Origin of the sequence: Deinococcus cellulosilyticus NBRC 106333 = KACC 11606 (assembly GCF_007990775.1) — a bacterium.
Lineage (GTDB): Bacteria > Deinococcota > Deinococci > Deinococcales > Deinococcaceae > Deinococcus_C > Deinococcus_C cellulosilyticus.
In genome coordinates, this window is sequence record NZ_BJXB01000009.1 from 57,642 (window position 1) to 77,470 (window position 19,829).

The following is a 19,829-nucleotide window of genomic DNA, read 5'->3' on the forward strand; positions in this document are numbered from 1 at the left end:
CCCATCTGCCTTTACGGTTTTTTCACGCACCTGCCGTACAGTGAACCCATGAAGCACTGGACGGCCTTGTTGTTTTTCACTTCCCTGGCGTTCGCGAGCCCCCTCCCCAGCCGGGATGCCCATGCGGTGGTGTGGCTGACGGACGGCCGGGTGCTCGTCGGGCACCACGACGGCATCTTGCAAAGCAAAAGCCCCTTCAAAACCTGGAGGAAACTTTTGCAGCAAACCAACCTTGACGCCATGAACCTCACCCCCCTGGAGGGCCGCCTGCGCCTCACCGGGCATGGCATTTTTGGGGATGTGAGCCTGGCCGGCACTTTCACCCCCCTGACGCCCGCAGGGCTCCCCACCATGCCGGACGTGCACGGTTACACCCGGCTGACTGAAAAGGTGCATTACGCCCTCATCGTCGGGCTGGGCGTCATGAAAAGCCAGGACGCAGGCCAGAGCTGGAAGAAAGCCCCCCTTCCCGATGACACCTTCCGGCTGCTCGGCACCCCACGGGGCCTCACCGGGGTGAGTGACACCCTGGGCCTCTTTGAAGTGCAAGGGAACCGCACTGTGAAAATCCCCACCCCTTACCCGGTGATGAACGTGCAGCAGGACACTTCTGGCCGGTACTGGCTTGCCACCGCCGCCGGGGTGTTCGTGCAAGACGGCAAACGCTGGAAGAAGACCTCTGGTGAGGTGCTGCTCGCTTTCGCGGTGCACGCCAAGGACCCCACGCGCATTTTTGGCGTCACCAGCAAGGGGGAAGGGCTGCAGGTGCAGGAAGCCCCCGCCCCCCGTTAGACAAGAACCTCAGGCCCCCATGCGGATTGCACAGGGCTGGACCGATTGGGCCACCCGCCCGATTGTACCTTTACACAATTTTATGTTTCCTTGTTATGGTCCCCCTTGATGCCCAGAGTCCTCCTTGTGCTCCTCGCCCTGAGCCTCACCTCGGCCAATGCCGCCCAGACTTACACTGTCCAGAAAGGCGATACCCTCACCTGAATCGTCCGGCAGCAGGTCCTCAACATCGACACCTGCTTGAAGCCAACCGGAACATCAAAAACATCACCAGCCTGCACATCGGACAGAAACTCACCCTGCCTGCCAAAACCACCCGCAAAGGCAGTGCCAAAGCGCAATTCACGCCCGCAGGGCTCAGCCAGGAAACCTGGACGTGGCCCCTCAATGGCAAAATCACCAGCGGTTTCGGTTACCGCACCCTGGTGGTGGCGGGCAGCAACTTCCACGGTGGACTGGACATCTTCGCGCCGCAAGGCACCCTCATAAAAGCCGCCCGTTTCAGCACCGTGTACGCCGGGTTTGATTCCAGCGGGTACGGCAACACCGTGGTGATCAACCATGGGGGCGGCTGGCAAAGCCGCTACAGCCACAACAGCCAACTTCTGGTGCAGGTCGGACAGCACGTGCAAAACGGGCAGGCCATCGCCCTGGTGGGCCGCACCGGGTACGCCACCGGAGCGCACCTCGATTACCGCATCACCTTCAACGGCCGTGAACTCGACCCCCTCAAAATCCACTGACCTCCGCTCCAACCCTGATGATTTTTTGCACCCTGGGATGCTTGATTGGGGCCAGCCTGGGTCAACACCTGCCTCTGGACAGGGTGCACCATCCGGGGGGGATGCCCAGGCGAGGCGGTTCAGAGACGTGTGAGGATGTGGTGTGTAAGGTCAGGCATGACCGACTGGACCCCACCCCCCGATTTGCCCTGGCCTGCATTGCAGGTGAGGGATGGGGAGGTGTTCACGGTGAACCATGCCAGCACCATCCGCACCCTGTACGTGGAAGCCCTGTTGCGAGACCCACAGGTGAGGTCCGGTGAGGTCCGGGCATTGCTGATCCAGGCCCTGTCTTGCCGCTGGGCAGACGTGTGGGAAAGGGCGTTTTCTGAACTCTGGCATCCTTCGGATGCCGGGGCACAACCATTCCTTTTGGGGTTTGTGCGGTTGTGCCAGCAGTTCGAACCTGACCTGGAGGGGTGAGGCCGCCTGAACCCGTGCGTGGTCTCTTCAAGGCTGGGTGCCCTTGGCACCGTCCATCCTCGCGTTCTGTGTCGGGTGAACCTTTCCAGTGCGGGTGACTCCGTCCCTTTCGCCTTGCAAATCAAGTGTTTGGCTCGACGGGCAGGCTCCCTGAGAAAGGCGCAGTGCGGCGGACCGGGATGGTGTGTCCTGCTTGTGTTCGGTCGTCCGGGGCATTCCATCCAACTTGGGTCATGCACCACGCCAGGCGGTCAGCCAGAACCGCAGCCATCACACCCGGTCCTTCTGAGGTGCATCAAACAGTGTAAATCCTGTGCGTGTGGTGTCACAGTCAGGTTGAGGCATCCAGGGAGAGCCGGAAACGCACCCCGGAAATCGTTCTCCATCATCAGGGACTTCCGCCCACATGCCAGGCTTTCTGGGGTGCCCCTGTGCTTCATCCCTGTGCGTTGGAGAGGAGCCCGAGTGGACCAGCAGCAAAATGGCGGCTCCCGCAAAAATGCGGTAAAGGGCGAACCCCTGGAAGTTGTGCCGGGCAATGAATTTGAGGAACCACCCGATGGAGAGCAAAGCCACCCCGAAGGCCACCCCCAATCCCACGAAAATGGTGGTGGCCTCTTGTGGTCCTGTCCCTTGCAGGTCTTTGACCAGGGACAGCAGCGAAGCTGCGCCCAGCACCGGAATGGAGAGGTAGAAACTGAATCCGGTGGCAGCAGAGCGGCCCATGCCCGAGAGCAGGCCTCCCACGATGGTGCTGGCACTCCTGGATACCCCGGGAATCAAGGGGAACACCTGAAACAGGCCCACGGTCACCGCCTGCCTCAGGGTGACTTTTGTGGCCTCATGGGTGGTTTGCCGGTGGGGCAGGCGTTCCACCACCAGCATGACCACCCCTCCAATGATCAAGGAGACGGCCACCACCGTGGCATTGAAAAAATGGGCTTCGATGGTGTTCTTCAACAGCAAAGCCAGAACCCCTGCGGGCAGGGCGGCCACAAGGATGGTCAGCCAGAACCGCTGGGTGTCCCTGGAGGTGGTGATGTGACGGGCCTGCCCCAGGAGGTCTTTCGAGTAGAAGACCAGCACGGCCAGCACCCCGCCGAGTTGAATGAGGATCTCGAACAGTTTGCTGCTTTTGAAGTGCATGAGGTCAGCCGTGACAATCAGGTGTCCGGTGGATGAGATGGGCAGAAATTCGGTGATGCCTTCCACCACACCCACGATGAGGAGGTTGACTGAATTGAGCATGTAACCTCTTCTTTAAAGGGCCCGATGGAAGGAATGCAGAGGGGACTGAAACGCTCTGGGGGCCGTTGGGGTGAGCCGGGTTTTTCAGCCTTGTGGGTGGGACTTCAGTCGGTCTTTTGGGCTGGTTTGCCAGGGGGAGCGGTGGGCAAGCAAGGCCAGCAGCACCAACCATGACAGCCCCACCACCCAGTTCCCGTACTTGACGTACAGGGTTTCACCGTCCATTGGGGTGTACTTCCCGAGCAGCACCCCCCTCACCCCCCGGGGCAAGCTGGTCAGGGTTTCTCCCTCTGGTCCCACCACCGCGGTGATGCCGTCGTTCCCGGCCCGCAGCAGGTAACGGCGGGTTTCGATGGCCCGCACGGTGCCCATCAGGAAGTGCTGTCTCGCACCCAGCCCCTGCCCGAACCAGCTGTCGTTGCTGACGTTGACCAGCACCTGTGCCCCCTTCTTCACCAGTTGCCGGGTGAGGTCCGGGAAGGTCGATTCGTAACAGATGTAGGTGCCGTAACGGACCCCACCCACCTCCAGGGGGGTCTGCACCGTTCCCGGGGTCACCCCCCTGAGTTCAGGGAGCCCCATGCTGGAGAACACCCAGCGGTACATTTCAGGCAGCTGGTCTTGCAGGGGGAAACGCTCCCCAAACGGCACCAGGATCCTTTTGTCGTACGCAGCTGACCCGGACGCAGAAAGTCCGGTGACCGAATTGAAGGACCGGTCACCGTCCCAGCGGGGTGCGCCCACCAGCCAGCGGGGGTTGATGTGCAGCAGTTCGGCTTTCCGTTTTTCATCCAGTGCCACCGGGGAGGCGGTCTCTGGCCACACCACCAGGGCGTCGTCTGGGACGCCCTGTGAGAGTGACAGGTAGGTGCTGAGTTCGTCTTGCTGCCGGCCCCGGGCTTTTTGTTCGGGGGGGATGCTGCCCTGCACCAGGGCTGCCTTCAAAGCACCAGGTGGGGTGGAGGTGGGGGCGAGTCCGGCCACCACCGCTGCCCCCAGCAACGGGAGGGTGAAAAACAACACCGGAGAAATGCGGGGAAGCTGGGCCAGAAAGCAGGCCAGCAGCATCCCCAGCAGGGACAGCAAATACACCCCGCCCACGTCCGCCACCTGCGCCACCGGTGAGCCCACCCACAAGTACCCCAGGGTGCCCCAGGTGAACTGGAACACCCCCAGGCTGCGCAGGTGCTCCATCACCACCCAGCTGAACGGCAAGGCCAGCAGGACGTTTCCTCCGTACAGCAGGCGGGTCAGGGCGGCGGTGAACGCCCACATGCCAGCGAGGATCGGCACCATCAGCGCAAACAGCAGGTAACTGATGGGGCCGAACAACGCCCCCAGGCTGGCTGGCAACCACCACAGGTGCAAGGTGAAGAACCCAACGGCGAACCAAAACACCCTGACGAACACCCCTTTGCTGGGGGTGTTGGGAAGTTGAGAAAACAACACCCCCAGCAGCACCGGGGTCAGCCAGGACAGTTTCGTGGTCAGGAACAAGAGGCCCGTCCCTGCGCCCAGCAACAAAAAAACCCATCCACGCCCGGGCTTCACTTCATGTCCATCCCGGGCATGTCTTGCATGTCGGGTGCCCCCTGGGTTTGCTGGCCTGCAGGACGCATGGGCATCCCCCCCGTGGTGCGGGGTTTCATGGTGTCAAAGAGGGCCAGCACCATCCAGGTCAGCAACCCCAGGGCCACGGCCCAGCCCAGCAACTTTTGTTTCCACCTGTTCACCCGCTCACTTTATGCAGGAGGTGTGAAAATCCTGTAAAGGGAACGGCAGCCTGGGGAAGGACCACAACACCAACGTCAGCAGGTGCACTTTAAAGGACCGCTTTGCGCCCCAGCCTCCTGGACGCACATTCTGGCAGCCGGGGTGGGGGGTTGGCACGCCACCTTTCGCATCGGTCGTCCTGGAGGCCCAGGGGTCACAGGGTTCGGTGAGGCTCCGGGGTGAGACCGGATGGTGATCGATAAGGCCATCCGCTGGTCCTGCCTTTACCGTTTTTTCACGTTGGGGGTTCACACTGACCCCATCGATGAGACCCTTTCCTGCAATTTCCCAACCCATTTGCTGCCCTGTGCGTTCCCGAAAGGCCTGTCCGTGACCTGGCGTTTCGGCACCTTCAAAGGCATCCCTTTGCACTGGGATCCGTTGCTGGTGGTGTTCGGCCTGGTGTGGATGTGGCGGCACCTGCAGGCTTCAGGTGGCTCCGTGTTCACCTTGGGCTGGCCGGTGTTCCTGTGGGTTTCGGTGCTGGTTCATGAACTGGCCCATGCCCAGGTGGCCCTCGCTTTGCGGCAGTCGGTCACCTCCATCTCCGTCCACCTGCTGGGTGGGCAAGTCGAACTGGAACAGGATCCCGCCACGCCGCACCTCGAATTCTGGATCGCTGTGGCCGGACCCCTCAGCAACCTGCTGCTGTGCTTGCTGTTGTGGGGAACCTGGATGGTGTATCCAGAGGTTCAGGCGGGGTTGCAACCTGCCTTTCAATTGAACCTGGGGCTCGCGGTGTTCAACCTGCTGCCAGGGCTTCCGCTGGACGGGGGGCATGTGCTGCGAGCGGCCCTCTGGACGTACACCCGGGACGAAACCCGGGCCACCCGGGTGGCTGCCCAGGCGGGACAGGTCCTGGCTGCGCTGGTCATGCTGTATGGGGTGACGGCAGGTTTCAGGGGTAACCTGCTGCTGATGGTCGTCTTGGTCTGGACGGGAGGGTCGATGTTCCGTTCGGCCCGGTCCCAGCAAGAACCCCTGGGGTGAGCAGGCTTTGCGGCATTTGCATGCCTGGCAGGATCAGGGCATGACCCCCTGTTCCGTTGAGGACTTTTCTGAAACCCTGTTGAACACACTGGCAGGGGCAGGGTGGGCACCCTCAGCGTGGAGGAACGGTGCGATCGACAGCCAAACCTGGGGCAGGTGCAATCAGCTCGTTCCGTCCTGCCATGTCCACCCCCTGAAGGCCAATCCATCGGGGCTGCTGGCACCCTGGATCCTCCTTCAAAGCCCCAGCAGGCTGTCTTCAAAGAGGCTGCGGTTCAACGACATGGTTGCCACGGCGCCCCGGCTGCTGCAGCCACCCCCAACTGGGTGCGCACCACATGGGAGATGTCCCGCGCCACAAACAATCCTGGAACCGAGGTGCGACGGTGGGCGTCTGGGTGTTCAGGCCTTCTATGGTGGTCCTGGGGTGTGAAAATCCTGTAAAGGGGTAGGATGAAGCCATGAAGGTTTCTTTTGTGGACCTGCTGTCCAGGCACCGCACCGATGACCATTCCGTTTGCCACACCTGGTTTTTGACCGAGGACCGCCTGAAGTCGTTTCGTACGGTGCGGCGCGGGGTACAGCAAGTGGTGGAGGACATTGAAAATGGGGTGTTCCCGAATGACTTCAAGGGGTCGAGCCTGGAGGTGGTGATGACCGCCATCACCGAGCAGAAGCAGGTGTTTCAGGGTGCGGCGCATGCCTTTTACTGGAAACCGAAACTGCGCATCCCGGACATTTAGGAGAGCCCGGCGAACCAGCGGGCCTTCATGCGTTTCCTGTCCTGTGCCCTCCGGGCGACCTCCGAACCGCATTTGTTGGAGGCCATCCGGCAACTGGACGCCCAGCACATCAAGGGGCTGGGGCCTGCAGCGGCGAACATCCTGTATTTTCTGCACCCCACGTGGATTCCGGCGTTCAACACTGAATTTTGAAGGGCTTCAATGTGCTGACCGGATCGAAGTTGAAGCTGGGGTCCTGGTCGGATTACCTCCTGATGCGCCAGGGCATGCTGGGCTTGCAGCACGAACACCGCCTGTTGTCCCGCGACCTGGGGGAACTCTCTGGGCTGTTGTTCGAAGTGGGCCTGGGGCGGGTGGTGGTGGAAGGCAACGTGGATGTGGCGGTGCAGGCTGAGCACCTCAAGGTGGAAAAAAAACGCCTGAAGAAAGTGGACCTGGACGTGAGAGAGGAGGATTTGCACAGCCGCATGCAGGCGCACCTCCTCAAAGTCGGGCGGGCCCTGGGCCACCAGGTGTGGGTGGCCCGCAACGACCGGTCCCGGCCGAACTGCCATGGCGGCACCCTGGGGGAAGGCACCCTGGGGACAGCCTCTCGCACCTGAAGTTGCCTGCAGAGGTGCAGGGCACCGTGGAACTCATCGACGTGTTGTGGCTTTCCGGCACCGAAGTGAAGTGCGCCTTTGAGGTGGAGAAAAGCACCTCGATTTACTCGGGGATTTTGCGCCTGCAGGACCTCAGCCTCACCTTGCCGGACCTGCCGCACCTGTACCTGGTGGCGCCCGATGAACGAGAAAGGGAGGTGGGGGCGCAACTGAAACGCCCCAGTTTCGCCCACCTGGTCAACAAACCACACCTGCTGTCTTTTGGTGCCTTGGAAGAGAACTGCCTCCACCTGTGCCAGTTCGGGGAGTCCAGGGAGGTGCTGCGCCGCATCGCCCGGTCATTTTGACCCTTTACAGAAATCACACACAACCGTTCTACCCTGAGGTCGGAGGTTCACATGAAACGAACTTTGATTGCACTGCTCGTCCCCACCTTGTTTTCGGTGGGCCTGGCACAAATGGACCACGGCAACATGCAAATGGAGATGCCGCTGGGCAGCACCATGGACCTGGGTGGCCTGGAGAAACTGAGTGGCAAGGCGTTTGACCGGGCGTTTCTGAGCATGATGGTCCCCCACCACCAGGAAGCCATTGACATGGCAAAGGCGGTGCTCCCGAAAAGCAAAGACGCCCAGGTGAAAAAATGGGCCCAGGCGATCATCAAAGACCAGCAGAAGGAAATCACCCAAATGAACACCTTGCTGAAAACCCTCGGTGGGGTGGACAGCAAGATGCAGCAGGCCATGGAGAAAGGCATGACGGGCATGACCGACATGGTCAAGAAAGCCAAAGACGCCGACCGGGCGTTCGTGGAAGGCATGCTCCCACACCACGCCAGTGCCATTTCGATGGCGAACCTCGCCCTGGAGGTCAGCGACAACGAAACCGTCCTGAAACTCGCCCGGGACATTGTGGTGGTGCAGGCCGGAGAAATTTATGGTTTCAAGCAGTGGCTGGAGAAGTGAATTGAACAGGCTGGAAGGAAGCTGCCCTGAGGGGCAGTTTTTTCAGCCAGGAGGCAGGTATGGCGCGCATTTTGATCATGGATGACGACCCGAACATCCACCACATCCTCTCAGCGTACCTGGTGCGGGACGGACACACCGTCTTGCAGGCCATGGACGGCACAATCGGCCTGCAACTGGAGGGTGAAGCGGACGTTTTGATCATCGACTGGATGATGCCCGGAGTGAGTGGGGTGCAGGTGATTGAACACCTGCGGACGCAGGGCTGCGTGAAACCGGTGCTCTTGCTCACCGCCCGCAGCGACGAGGGGGACAAACTGCAAGGCCTGGACCTCGGGGCGGACGATTACGTGGTCAAGCCCTTCTCACCCCGGGAGGTCACCGCCCGCATCCGGGCGCTGATCCGGCGGGCAGGCATCAAGGATGAAATCACCTGCGGGACGCTCACCGTGAAACCCCAGTCCCACCAGGTGTGGGTGGAGGGCCGGGAGGTTTCGCTCTCCAAACTGGAGTTCGATCTGCTCTTGGCGTTCCTCAGCACCCCGGGGATGGTGTGGAGTCGGGAAAGGCTGCTTTCCAGGGTGTGGGGGAGTGACTTTCCCGAGATGGACCGGGTGGTGGACGTGCACGTCAAGAACCTGCGGAGGAAACTCCAGGACGACCCGGAGAACCCGACGTTCATTGAGACGGTGCGCGGGGTGGGGTACCGACTCAGGGAGCAGGAGTGAAATTCTACCCCAAGCTGTTCCTCACCCACTTGCTGGTGAGTTTGATTGGCCTCTTCGTGGTGTTCGGGGTGGCGGAACTGGCCGCCCCGGCGTTCTACCGGGAGCACATCAGGATGATGGTCAGAGAGTTCGGGCAGCAAGGGGACAACCTGCACCTGGAACTTGAGCGGGGCTTCCGGAACACCGTGACCTCCGCGATCCTGGTGGCGATTCCGGTGGCGGTCCTGGTGGGGTTGCTCAGCACGCACTTCCTGATGCGCCGCATCGTGAAGTCCGTGCAGGCCCTCGGGGACGGCAGCCAGGCGATCAGTTCCGGGCGTTACAACCTGAGGCTCCCTGAAGACGGCCAGGACGAACTCTCCCAGCTGGCCCGCAACTTCAACCGCATGGCGCAGGCCCTGTCGGACGTTGAGAAAACCCGTGTGGAAATGATCACCAACGTCGCCCATGACCTGCGCACCCCCCTCTCCGCCCTCAGGGGGTACAGCGAGGGCCTGATTGACGGGGTGATGGAAGGGGACGTGGTGGCCTTGAAGGTGCTGTCGGAAGTCTCCCACATGGAGCGCCTGGTGCAAGACCTCTCACTGGTCTCCAAAGTGGAGGCCGGAAAGGTGGAGCTTCACCCTTCGGAGGTCAACGCCACGCAGGTGCTGGATGAAGCTTTTGAACGGTTCCGCGCGGCGTTCGAGGACCGGCAGGTGGAATTGCGGGTGCTTCCCAGCCCCGGGTTGCAGGTGCAGGCCGACCGGGACCGGCTGTCCCAGGTGCTGAACAACCTGCTTTCCAATGCGCTCAGGCACACCCCTCAAGGGGGACGGGTGACCCTGGGGGTGCAGAAACACGCCCACCAGGGGGTGTTCATGGTGTCCGACACCGGGCCGGGCATCCCCGCCGAGCACCAGGGGCGGATTTTTGACCGGTTTTACCGCATCGACACGCACCGCAACCGCGAGGAGGGGGGAAGCGGGGTGGGCCTCACCATCGTGAGGGGCCTCGTGGAGTTGATGGGCGGGGAGGTGGGGGTCCGGTCCCGTCCAGGCAGCACCGAATTCTGGTTCACCTTGCCGCTGAGCTCCCCACAGGGAGGGGAAGCATGAAGGTCGTGTGGGTCATGGTCCTGCTGTGGTGTTCGGTGGCACTTGCCAGCGAGTACCAGGTGGAAAAAGGAGACACCCTCCAGGCCCTTGCAAAGGAATTCGAAGTGACGGTCGAGCGGCTCTTGTGGGCGAACCCCGAATTGAAAGACCAGCATGACCTGGTGGTCGGGCAGGTGATTCACATTCCGGTGGGCCGCACCTCCCGTTTCTTCCCACAAGAGTACCTGCTGGACTCGGTTCCGGTGTTGAAGTGGGTGTGGCCGGTGGACGGCAAAATCACCAGCGGCTTCGGGACCCGCACGCTGGTGGTGGCGGGCAGCAATCACCACCCGGGGGTGGACATCGCCCAGAAGACCGGCACGCCCGTGAAGGCCGCCCGGGCGGGGGTGGTCAAGGTGGCTGGCTGGGACAACACGGGCTTCGGGAACACCGTGGTGATCGACCATGGGGACGGCTGGACCACCCGCTACAGCCACAACAGCCAACTCAGGGTGAAGGCCGGACAGCAGGTGGTGGACGGAGAAGTCATCGCGGAAGTTGGATCGACAGGGTTCTCCACCGGGCCGCACCTGGACTTCCGCATGACCTACCAGGGCGCCCTGGTGGACCCCGTGCGGGTGTTTGAGCGGAGCATCAGGCGGTGACGTTGGATGAAGGAAAAACCGCTGAAGCACAACCACCCCTGGAGGGTGGATCTCCCCCTGGTGCTCTTGCTGCTGATCGTGCTCACCCAGGTGGTGTTGCGCCCCACCGGGCCGCACCCGCTGGTCGGGCGGGACGCACCGGGGTTCATCCTGGAAGACCACCATGGTCGGGCGGTGGCCGTGCCGTCCGGACGGGTGGCCCTGGTGCAGTTCCAGCCGGCCCGGTGCCGCACCTGCCCTGCGAACCGGAAGGTGCTGGACCTCCTGCAGCGAATGCACGGCAGGCAGGTGCAGGTGATCACCGTGACCGAACCAGGTCCGGGGAGGCTTGCCCATGCCGGTCACCTGGAAGTGCATGATGTTGGGGCCAGGGTGTCCCGCCAGTACGGGACGACCGGGCAACCCCTGACGGTGCTGATCGGCAAGGAAGGGAAAGTGCTGTGGGTGCACCGTGGGGCTTTCACGTCCTTTGCGGCCCGGGAAGCCCTGAAGCGGGTGGGGCTCGCCCGGTGACCCAAGGATCCGCAAGCATCCCCACTGGCTTTGTGGGGATGCTTGTAAAGCTCAGACCTGCCCAGCAGGGCGTCAGCAGCAGCGCCTGTGGTAGCCACCCCACGGTGAGGCCCACCCACCGGCGAGCAGACCGGGCAGGGTGAGGGGGATTTCACCGGACTGGATTTTCAGGTCCGCGTCCCCGGTGTGCATCAATGAAGGCTGCGGCAGCGCCGAGGTCTTCGGTGTTCAGGGTGAGGGATTTCGCCCAGGCCTGCAGGAGGATTTTGCCGTTCAGGTTTTCTCCGGGCACCACCAGGAGGCCGTCCCACATGCCTTTGTGGGTGCCAGCCCACTTTTTGAGGGTCTGCTGGGTGGGTTCGGTGAGGGTGCCGTAGTGGACGATCACCGAACCGTGCTCGAGGGCGTGGACGAGTTCTTCTTTCTTCTGGGGGGTGGTGTAAAAGCCAGGGTTCACCCAGGTCTGGCTGTGGGGACCGCTGGTGGGGTGGTCTTCGTTGTAGTTGTGGGTCTGGCCTGCTTCGAGGTGGGTGCGGCCGTTGTCGGCGTGTTTCTGGGTGTGTTCGAGGGCTGGTTGGTTCTCGGCGGCGAGGGTTTCAAGGGTGGGTCCGGAGGGTTTGGGCCACAGGAGGTAGGTGAGGGTCCCGAGGACAGTGAGGGTGATCAGGGCGAGGGGCAGGGGGTTTCTTTTGGGGGAGGTGGGTGGGGTGCGGGTGGGCATGTCAAAGGCATTGTGACGGTTTCCTGTGAAAATCCTGTAAAGGTGCTGCACTCCTGTGTCGGTGGCTGCCCCGTTTCCCAGTGGGGGTTTTCCTTCCTGCAGGGCTGGGTCTGGGGGAACCTGGGAAAAGAAGAGATTATACTGCTTTTTCTCAGGAAGACAAGGGGAAGTCACCCAGTGGTGCGGGGCAGGACGTTCGCTTACAGTGGAGGTGAGGTTCTGAAAGTGCGTTGTGTGGGTGTTTCCCTTGCTGGGAGGTCACCCCCGTGGTGCCCTTTCGAACGGAATCCGGGACCGATTCCACTCTGGCTTTTGACGTTCCAAAAGGAGCACACCATGACTGCAGCATTGAGGGTTCGCCGGTCGCTGGAAGACCTGCAAAACGATTACCAGGCGGGCAACAAGACCGAACTTGAGAACCTGATGCGCGCCTGGCGGGGCATTCAGGCCCTGCCCGCGGACGATCAGAAGTCTTTTTTCGTGCTCGGAGGATACCACGGGGAGCCCTTCCGGGGGGCGGGATGGGGAAACGCCGCGTACTGGGGTGGGTACTGCAACCACGGGAATGTGCTGTTTCCGACCTGGCACCGGGTGTACCTGCTGAAACTGGAGGATGCCCTGCGCAGCATTCCCGGGTGCCAGGACGTCACCTTGCCGTTCTGGGATGAGACCAGCGAGAACTCGCTGAAACACGGCATTCCCTGGGCGCTGACCGAAGAGAAATTCATGTTGGATGGGGAGGAGATCGACAATCCCCTGCGGTCTTTCACCTTCCCGGTGAACATTGTGGACCACCTCACGTCCGGGGACGACCCGAATTACAGCAAGCCCAGGGGGTACCAGACGGTGCGTTACCCCCTTTCCGGTCTGGTGGGTCCCGATGACCGGGAGGCCACCGAGCGGCACAATGCGAACTTCCCGGATGCCACCACCAACACGGCGCTGCTGAACGCCAACATTGTGGCGTGGTTGAATTCATCCATTGTGGTGGAAGGGCAACGCATCAACACCAACGTGCATGACCTGTTTGTGCAGTGCCTGAACGCCCCGAATTACACGGTGTTTTCCAACACCACTTCAGCGGCAGCTTTCAATGACAATGCCGCGGTGAAAGTGGTGCCCCTGGAGAAGCCGCACAACAGCATCCACCTGGCGGTGGGGGGCTTTGATGTGCCAAAAGAAGGGGATTTCTCACCGATTCCCGGAGCGAATGGGGACATGGGGGAGAACGACACTGCGGGTTTCGATCCGATTTTTTTCTTTCACCACTGTTTCATTGACCGGGTGTTCTGGTTGTGGCAGCAGCGGCACGGGAGCACGGAGCAACTGGAGATCATTGCGGGTTATCCGGGAACGAATTCGGTGGACGGTCAGGGCCCCACCCCGGGCACGGCCCCCAACAGCTGGCTGGGGGTGGATTCTCCTTTGGATCCTTTCATGATGGACGCCCCTCAGGGACCCCGGACGTTCACCTCCAGGGATTGCGTGAACATTGAAACGCAACTGGGGTACACGTACGGGCCCTTTTCCCTGGAAGGTGGGTCCCTGCTGTCTGCTGCTGCACTTCCTGTGGAGGCGTCACACCGGGTGCATGTGACGGGAATCGACCGCACGAACATCGCGGGGTCGTTTGTGGTGGCCCTGTACCGGAATGTGGGTGGGGAGCGGCACCTGGTGGACAGTGAGCCGGTGTTGAGCCGCTGGCATGTGGAGGGGTGTGCGAATTGCCAGACGCACCTGAAGGCTTCTGCGGTTTTTGTGGTGCCGAAAAGTTTGGGGGTTCCCCTGTCAGGTGAGGGCCTGGAGGTGGTGGTGCACACCCGGGATGGAGTGTTGGGGGGAACGCCGAGGTTGCTTTCGGTGGGGGACCCTGGGAAGGGTTCAAAGTTCCGTTTGAGGGTGGAGCCACTGGACCTGTGATGTTGGGGTGAGTTGGGGTTTGGGGATGGGCCGTGTGTGGTCCATCCTTTTTGTTGTGGGTGCGGGTGGAGAGAGGCTCTATTCCTACGATAAGTCTCTTTATCGTAGGAAAATTGACTGATTTTTGTCTTAAGCCTCTAGAAAGTGCCCCGAACTGCTGAAAGATATAGAATGACCTGTTCCAAGTTTGAAGGGCATTTCTGGGCATTCTGTGCACACATTCTTTTCTCATTAAAGGAGTCAGATGAATCCTGCCCACCGACTGCCCAGTCGACCCAAGAGACACCCCGATGAAACCTGGAGTTCCTGGATTGAGCGGGTGAGTTTCAGCAACAGCCTCAAAGTCAGCGACCTGTTCCCAACTTCCCACAACCCCCACCGTTCCCGCGGGTGGCCGCCCTCCAGCATCAACAGGGCAGACCTCCAGGCCCTGGCTGTGATGCTTGGTATCGATGAAGCAAATTTGGTCCAGCACATGGATTTCCTCCCAGCCCACACCACCCTCTGGTTCTGTCCCCTGTGCCTGCAAGAACAACCCTACTTCCGCACCCACTGGATCCACACCCAGGGGCGGTGCACCATGCATTCCGTGATGCTATTAAATTCTTGTTCAAAATGCAGGAAGGAAGTAAGCGCATACAAAACAGTCTTACACAGAAAAAACCCCAAAACCATGCTTGGTGCATTCATGACGTGCAACCACTGCCAGCATCTCCTTTCTGACCAGCCCACTTCAGCAGACCCCTTCCAACCCAGTACATGGGAACTGCTGGACCTGATTTACCAACACCCCAAACCCCACCCACCAGCGACCAACCTGCAGACCCCAGAATCAACCTTACCCCTCGCCGTGACCTGGTTGATCTGGCACGAAGTGCTCCAGAATCGCTTTGTGAGCACCAGTGAAAACCTCAAAGCCACCCTGAACCGAAACGTTGACGTCAAGTGGCACACTCCCACCTCCAACCTGCAACGGGTGGAGTGCCTTCAAGAGCTTCTCAAAGACTGGCCATGGAGGCTCCACCGCTTTCTCCGCTGGGTGGCCCACCTGAATGCCCTGCAGGACCACCTGCACCTCCCGACCTGGGTGGACCAGGTCATCACCAGTTTCATGCACCAGAAAGACCCCATCTTGATGCTGCAACTGCCTTACCTGCTGGAGGTGGTGGACACCCACCGCATCCCCACTCCAGGGTCACCTCCACTCCAGCACCATGACCTCTGGAAAGCCATCGACTGGCTGGATGGGACCCACCTGAAGGTGATCCAGCAGGTCGAATTGTGCGCATGTGCCCAGCACATGCAACTTTACGGCAGCAACCGGTACCTGGTGCCCTCGCCTTGACCAGACCTGTGGAATCTGACACCCTGATGCATGTCCAGCGATGCCTTTCGTTTGCCGGTGCGTCCCAGGCCCCTGCCCGATGAATCCTTTGCGTCCTGGGTTCAGCGCACAGCATTCAGCAATGGGCTGAGGACCAGCGACCTGTACCCGGCAAAACCCAACGTCAACAAAGCTCTGGGGTTGCCCCCAAAGGCCTTCATGACCGAGAACCTCACCCATCTGTCCCTGGTCCTCGGAATGGACGAACACCTGCTGGAAGATCCCATGCAGGCCGAACATGTGGATGCCACCACAGCGATCTGCCCCCTGTGCCTGCTGGATTCCCCCTATTTCCGGGTCAGTTGGCAGTTCCCGCACACCATAAGATGCGAGCAGCACAAGATTCACTTGCTGGACCACTGCACGTTCTGCAACAATCACATCCCTGCGTATGTCGCCTTCAAGGAGAGGATGCACCCCCAGGACATGCTGCAGGCGTTTGTGGGTTGCCGAAAATGCGGCAAACCGCTGCACACCTGTGAAGCAGAACCAGACCGGGAACCGGCGGTGCACTGGCACCTGTATGCCTTGCTGAATGGCTTTCACCTGGAACCTCCATTTCCATGGTTGACCGTGGAACTCTCTGGGCGGGAGTGGCCTGTGGGTGTCCTGCAAGTGTTGTATCACCAGGTGGTCTGTGCCTACACCTTTCATGGCAATGACCTCCCAAATGCCCTGTGGGAAGGACACCCTGACTTCCCGCAAGAAAATCCTCTGGGAGAGTATTCTTCAGCGAAGAGGGCAGCCATGGCACGCATCAGGTTGCTCAGTTGGTTTGTGCAGGACTGGCCGTGGCGTGTCCACCGATTTTTGCGGCATGTGGCTTACGCCAGCCAACCTGAAACCCGGGACCGCAGGTATTGGGTGTCCGAGGTGCTGGTTGACTTTGCCTTGGGGCACGATCCCATTGAGAAATTCCATCTGGAGTACCTGCAGGAAACGCTGCGGCGAGAATGGAACCGGCGGCATGAGGATTTTCACGACCACCTGGAAGACTGGTTTTTTCCTGCACCCATCAGGAGGCTGATGACCCATTTACGGATCTGGAGTTTGGAGGAGTTGCCTGTGGTCAATGTTGAAGATTGTGTGTGTGCCACACGGTGGAAGGAACTGCAGTTCAACAGGAGGTATAAGCAACGGCAGACTGAATCGGAATGACGGGTCACCCAGTCATTCCATAGGACAGTCATATCAAAACAGATTGCAATTCATGTGTTTTTGATGTCAGAACAGACTGCAACCGACAAGGGATGGGCACCCCCCATCCCCATTGGGGCTCTGTCTACGATAACTGTAATTATCGTAAAAATGCTATGATGGTTGCAACATGGCACTTGAACTTGACGTTTACCGGGGCCAGCTCGAACAGGCCCGACACCTCACCAACCTCACCGACGACAACAAACGCAAGAAAGCTGTCCGGGCCTGCGCCGAAAAGGACTTTGACACCCTCTGGGAGATTGTGCTTGGGTACCTGACCCTGTACGCCCAGAACAAGATCCTGACCAGCACGCACACCATCCGCAGCTACCACACAGGGATCAGACAATTCGTGGAGTATGCCACCCAGAACGCCTGGAACCTGCTGAACCCGAAGCGGGATGATCCGCAACTGTGGGTGAATGCCCTGCTGGTCACCCCGGCCATCAATCCGAAGGCGGTCAGGCCTCCCAAAAAACCCAAAACCCTGAGCATCGACACGGTTCGCTCCCGGGTGGCAGCTGTACGAACCCTGTACAAGGCGCTGCGCTGGGCAGGGGCCACCGAAGCAGACCCCTTCCAGGACGTGCGTTTACCCAAAGACAACACCCACAGCCTGGAAAAAAATGCCCCTTACGCTGAGGAGGAAGTGGAGGCCTTTCTGGAGTACGCGGACCTGCCCATGCAGGTGCTGATTTACCTGCTGTCCCACGGTGGTCTGCGCATCAGTGAGGCCCTGGCTGTGGAATGGGAGGACCTGGATGATTCCCGCAGGCGCCTGAGGATCAACGAGGGCAAGGGCCGCAAGACCCGCACCATCGCCATGTCAACGTCTCTGCTGCAGGTGCTCAGGGAGTACCGCCGTGAACTGGGGGTACGCCCGGATGGCCAGCTGTTTTCCTTTGGCACCCGGGAAACCGCCCATTACCACATCGAGAAGGTGGCCTTGCAGGCAGGGGTGCGCTTCCGGGGGTTCCATGCGTTTCGCAAGTACGCCGGGACCCGCCTGATGGAGCAGGTCAAGGACCTGTCCCGGGTGGCCAATCACCTGGGTCACGCCTCGGTGGACACCACCCGAAAGTATGCGAAGCCTGCGGCAGATGACCTCAAAGATGAACTTTCTGGCTGGTGATGCCTTCTCACTTTCATTTTGATGTTTTCCCGGGTCTTCTGATACCTGATTTGAATTGGAGGGGCCTTAAAAGCGATTTTAGAGCGTGATGTGAAAAAGAAGCTTTGAAACAGCTTTTCTGCGTTTTGTGCACGTTCTGCCCTTTGACTGTCCATCTGGCGGATGTCAGGGGGCAGCCTTTCTTTTATGCTGGACAGCATGATTCTTGGGATTCATCCGCATCACATCATTTCTCCGCCCACCGTCCGTTGCTGATCCGGCACGGACAGGGATTTTTTGCATCTGCTTTCACCTGAGCTGACAGCAGGTCTGCCCTGTTTTTGAGACTCAACTGCTCCATTCAAACAGGGTGTTCAATCATGAAACAATTGGAAGGGGTCTTTCTGACCCTGCTTGCTGCCGTGCTGTGGGGCACGGTGGGCATCAGCGTGAAGTACCTGATGCTGCATTCCCACCTTTCAGCCGAAAACATCGCCTTCATGCGCCTGATGCTGGCTGCGCCCATGCTGATGCTGTTTTCTTTGCGGTTCCAGAAGCCTGTAGGCCCTTTTCCGCTTGTCGGTGTTCTGCTGCTGGGTCTGGGGCATGCCGTGTATTGCTATGGCTACTTCCGGGCCATCCCGCTCACCGGGATCAGCATCGCGGTTACGGTTTCCCTGTGCCTGCCTCCCCTTTTGCTGGCGTTTTACAGTGCCCTGGTGCTGAGAGAAAAACTCCACCTGAACCTGTGGGGAGCCATCTTCCTGGGAGTGGTGGGCCTCGGTCTGGTCACCCAGGTCAGTCACGGTCACCTGAACCTGCAAGGCCTCATGCTGTCGGGTCTCGCAGGAATCGGGTTCCTGCTGACCCTGAAAGGCAGCCAGTTGATCCTGGGCTGGCAACCCCAGACCCCCCTGCTGGCCCTGGGGTTTCTGGCTGGAGGGATTTTCCTGTTGCCTTATGCGCCTGACCTGCACCAACTCCGTCAGCTGGCCGCTGTGGAGTGGGGTCACCTGCTGTACCTGGCCCTGATTCCCTCTGCCCTGGCTTACATCCTCTTCCAGCGTGGCCTGAAAACCATCTCCAGCCTGACTGCAGGCCTCATCACCCTGTTCGAGCCCCTGGTGTCGATGGTGCTTGCTGTGCTGCTGTTCAGCGAAGTGCTGCTCCCCCTGCAGTGGCTCGGGGTGGCGTGCGTGTCCCTGATGCTGCTGCTCCTGACACGCAAAAACTCCGTCCAGAACAGCACGTGATCGTGACCATCACCAAAACCCTCTCAAACGTTGCATAATAGTCAGCAAATGCCTGACCAGGACCAAACAATAAAATCCGTACGCATGCTGATCCAACAGGCGAAGCAGGACCCGCACCTCCAGCGGGAACTGCTTCAGCTTGCCCACGAAATCATCGGCCTGCACCTCAACCTGCCCACCCCCGTCCCTGCAGAAAATCCCGAAATCCGCAGGGCAGAGCCCGTCCCATCTGGTCCATCCATTCCTGGCTTCTCTGAGCCGGATGAACTCGATGACCTGATGGACCACTTCTACGCCACGCTTCCCGCACAGAGTGCCCCCTCCACCCTGGTGGAAGCACACTCTGGGGACTTCCACCTCCCGGAAGTGCGCCACGAGCCCCGGCCTGAACCCAAACCGGACATCTACCCCCTGCAGCCCGACGAGGTGCTTGCAGGCGTGATCAACCGCTGTCAGGTCAAGGCCCGCCTGATCGAAGCCATTGCAGATGCAGACCAGACCCGCATCGAGCAGTACGCCCGGGAACTGCGCACCCTGGAAGGCCGTTACACCTGGCACCAGGACCTCAACCCCAGGCTGGGCCGGGACAAGCTCTTCAACATGGCCCAGAATTACGCTGTGCTTGCAGAAGTTGCCCAGTACCTGAACCGCACTGGCACCACCGTCAGGCACGCCCTGGAGCTCGCAGCGGAAGCCCAGTCCGCAGTGCGGGCCGCCAGCCTGGAACTCGGGGAGTCTGGAGACGACAGCGACCAGCGCGCCATGTTCGGGTGGCTGAAAGCCTACACCTCCCAGCACCGGGTGTTCCTGAGCAGGCACATGCGCCTCAATGACCCCGCAAACCCCTACAACCACGAGGACCGTCGCCGCCAGCTGGAAGACCTGCTGGCCCACCACGGCTGATCCACACACAAACCCTGAAGCAGCAGACCGCAGATCA

The 19,829-nt window shown here is 60.5% G+C and carries 23 protein-coding genes; 19 read left to right on the top strand and 4 right to left on the bottom strand.

Annotated features, from left to right (window positions below; genetic code table 11):
• Positions 1-48 precede the first annotated feature (48 nt).
• The 3 genes from DC3_RS11400 (at position 49) to DC3_RS11410 (ending at position 1,997) form a co-directional block, all read left to right on the top strand.
• Positions 49-792, top strand: coding sequence for a hypothetical protein (locus tag DC3_RS11400; RefSeq protein ID WP_146884501.1), 744 nt, complete (start codon positions 49-51; stop codon positions 790-792).
• Positions 793-887: 95 nt separating this feature from the next.
• The gene (locus DC3_RS11405; protein WP_146884502.1) at positions 888-1,535 is read left to right on the top strand and encodes a M23 family metallopeptidase; all 648 of its coding nucleotides are present in this window, start codon (positions 888-890) and stop codon (positions 1,533-1,535) included.
• 156 nt (positions 1,536-1,691) lie between these two features.
• Positions 1,692-1,997, top strand: a complete 306-nt coding sequence (locus tag DC3_RS11410; RefSeq protein ID WP_146884503.1) for a hypothetical protein — start codon at positions 1,692-1,694, stop codon at positions 1,995-1,997.
• A gap of 270 nt (positions 1,998-2,267) precedes the next feature.
• Here DC3_RS11410 and DC3_RS11415 read toward each other — a convergent pair whose 3' ends face one another.
• From DC3_RS11415 to DC3_RS11425, 3 genes are all read right to left on the bottom strand, one after another.
• Positions 2,268-3,245, bottom strand: a complete 978-nt coding sequence (locus DC3_RS11415) for an undecaprenyl-diphosphate phosphatase (RefSeq protein WP_146884504.1) — start codon at positions 3,243-3,245, stop codon at positions 2,268-2,270.
• Positions 3,246-3,329: 84 nt separating this feature from the next.
• Positions 3,330-4,796, bottom strand: a complete 1,467-nt coding sequence (gene lnt / locus DC3_RS11420; protein WP_146884505.1) for an apolipoprotein N-acyltransferase — start codon at positions 4,794-4,796, stop codon at positions 3,330-3,332.
• A complete protein-coding gene (locus DC3_RS11425; RefSeq protein WP_146884506.1) occupies positions 4,793-4,978 on the bottom strand; it encodes a hypothetical protein in 186 nt (61 codons plus the stop codon). The genes lnt and DC3_RS11425 overlap by 4 nt, the downstream gene beginning before the upstream one ends.
• Before the next feature lie 229 nt (positions 4,979-5,207).
• Between DC3_RS11425 and DC3_RS11430 the strand changes: the two genes are divergently transcribed.
• The 10 genes from DC3_RS11430 (at position 5,208) to DC3_RS11460 (ending at position 11,300) form a co-directional block, all read left to right on the top strand.
• Entirely contained in the window at positions 5,208-6,008 is an 801-nt protein-coding gene (locus DC3_RS11430; RefSeq protein ID WP_146884507.1) for a site-2 protease family protein, read from the top strand.
• 461 nt (positions 6,009-6,469) lie between these two features.
• A complete protein-coding gene (locus DC3_RS29750) occupies positions 6,470-6,751 on the top strand; it encodes a hypothetical protein (protein ID WP_246130632.1) in 282 nt (93 codons plus the stop codon).
• A gap of 27 nt (positions 6,752-6,778) precedes the next feature.
• Positions 6,779-6,943 carry a hypothetical protein gene (locus DC3_RS29755; protein WP_246130633.1) on the top strand — a complete coding sequence of 55 codons (165 nt, stop codon included), beginning with the start codon at positions 6,779-6,781 and terminating at the stop codon, positions 6,941-6,943.
• Positions 6,940-7,353 carry a type II restriction enzyme NmeDI-related protein gene (locus tag DC3_RS29760; protein WP_246130634.1) on the top strand — a complete coding sequence of 138 codons (414 nt, stop codon included), beginning with the start codon at positions 6,940-6,942 and terminating at the stop codon, positions 7,351-7,353. The genes DC3_RS29755 and DC3_RS29760 overlap by 4 nt, the downstream gene beginning before the upstream one ends.
• A gap of 26 nt (positions 7,354-7,379) precedes the next feature.
• Positions 7,380-7,700, top strand: coding sequence for a type II restriction enzyme NmeDI-related protein (locus DC3_RS29765; RefSeq protein ID WP_246130636.1), 321 nt, complete (start codon positions 7,380-7,382; stop codon positions 7,698-7,700).
• Positions 7,701-7,751: 51 nt separating this feature from the next.
• Positions 7,752-8,318, top strand: coding sequence for a DUF305 domain-containing protein (locus DC3_RS11440; protein WP_246130637.1), 567 nt, complete (start codon positions 7,752-7,754; stop codon positions 8,316-8,318).
• A gap of 59 nt (positions 8,319-8,377) precedes the next feature.
• On the top strand, positions 8,378-9,046 hold the full coding sequence (locus DC3_RS11445) for a response regulator transcription factor (protein ID WP_146884508.1): 669 nt from the start codon (positions 8,378-8,380) through the stop codon (positions 9,044-9,046).
• Positions 9,043-10,143: a sensor histidine kinase gene (locus tag DC3_RS11450; protein WP_146884509.1), complete on the top strand. Its 1,101-nt coding sequence runs from the start codon at positions 9,043-9,045 to the stop codon at positions 10,141-10,143. Before DC3_RS11445 ends, DC3_RS11450 begins: the two co-directional genes overlap by 4 nt.
• Positions 10,140-10,787 (top strand): peptidoglycan DD-metalloendopeptidase family protein, encoded by a 648-nt coding sequence (locus DC3_RS11455; RefSeq protein WP_146884510.1) that lies wholly within the window; start codon positions 10,140-10,142, stop codon positions 10,785-10,787. The genes DC3_RS11450 and DC3_RS11455 overlap by 4 nt, the downstream gene beginning before the upstream one ends.
• A 6-nt stretch (positions 10,788-10,793) precedes the next feature.
• Positions 10,794-11,300: a TlpA family protein disulfide reductase gene (locus DC3_RS11460; protein WP_146884511.1), complete on the top strand. Its 507-nt coding sequence runs from the start codon at positions 10,794-10,796 to the stop codon at positions 11,298-11,300.
• A 151-nt stretch (positions 11,301-11,451) separates the two neighbouring features.
• Here the strand turns inward: DC3_RS11460 and DC3_RS11465 are convergent, their stop codons facing one another.
• Complete coding sequence (locus DC3_RS11465) at positions 11,452-12,021, bottom strand: thioredoxin-like domain-containing protein (RefSeq protein WP_146884512.1); 570 nt, start codon at positions 12,019-12,021, stop codon at positions 11,452-11,454.
• A 336-nt stretch (positions 12,022-12,357) separates the two neighbouring features.
• Between DC3_RS11465 and DC3_RS11470 the strand changes: the two genes are divergently transcribed.
• The 6 genes from DC3_RS11470 to DC3_RS11495 all read left to right on the top strand — a co-directional run bounded on the left by DC3_RS11470 (position 12,358) and on the right by DC3_RS11495 (position 19,792).
• The gene (locus DC3_RS11470; protein ID WP_146884513.1) at positions 12,358-13,941 is read left to right on the top strand and encodes a tyrosinase family protein; all 1,584 of its coding nucleotides are present in this window, start codon (positions 12,358-12,360) and stop codon (positions 13,939-13,941) included.
• A gap of 892 nt (positions 13,942-14,833) precedes the next feature.
• The gene (locus DC3_RS11475; RefSeq protein ID WP_146884514.1) at positions 14,834-15,286 is read left to right on the top strand and encodes a hypothetical protein; all 453 of its coding nucleotides are present in this window, start codon (positions 14,834-14,836) and stop codon (positions 15,284-15,286) included.
• A gap of 30 nt (positions 15,287-15,316) precedes the next feature.
• Entirely contained in the window at positions 15,317-16,483 is a 1,167-nt protein-coding gene (locus tag DC3_RS11480) for a TniQ family protein (RefSeq protein WP_146884515.1), read from the top strand.
• Positions 16,484-16,652: 169 nt separating this feature from the next.
• Positions 16,653-17,657, top strand: coding sequence for a tyrosine-type recombinase/integrase (locus DC3_RS11485; RefSeq protein ID WP_146884516.1), 1,005 nt, complete (start codon positions 16,653-16,655; stop codon positions 17,655-17,657).
• A 359-nt stretch (positions 17,658-18,016) separates the two neighbouring features.
• A complete protein-coding gene (locus DC3_RS11490; protein WP_146884517.1) occupies positions 18,017-18,889 on the top strand; it encodes a DMT family transporter in 873 nt (290 codons plus the stop codon).
• A gap of 84 nt (positions 18,890-18,973) precedes the next feature.
• Positions 18,974-19,792, top strand: coding sequence for a hypothetical protein (locus tag DC3_RS11495; protein WP_146884518.1), 819 nt, complete (start codon positions 18,974-18,976; stop codon positions 19,790-19,792).
• Positions 19,793-19,829: the final 37 nt, after the last annotated feature.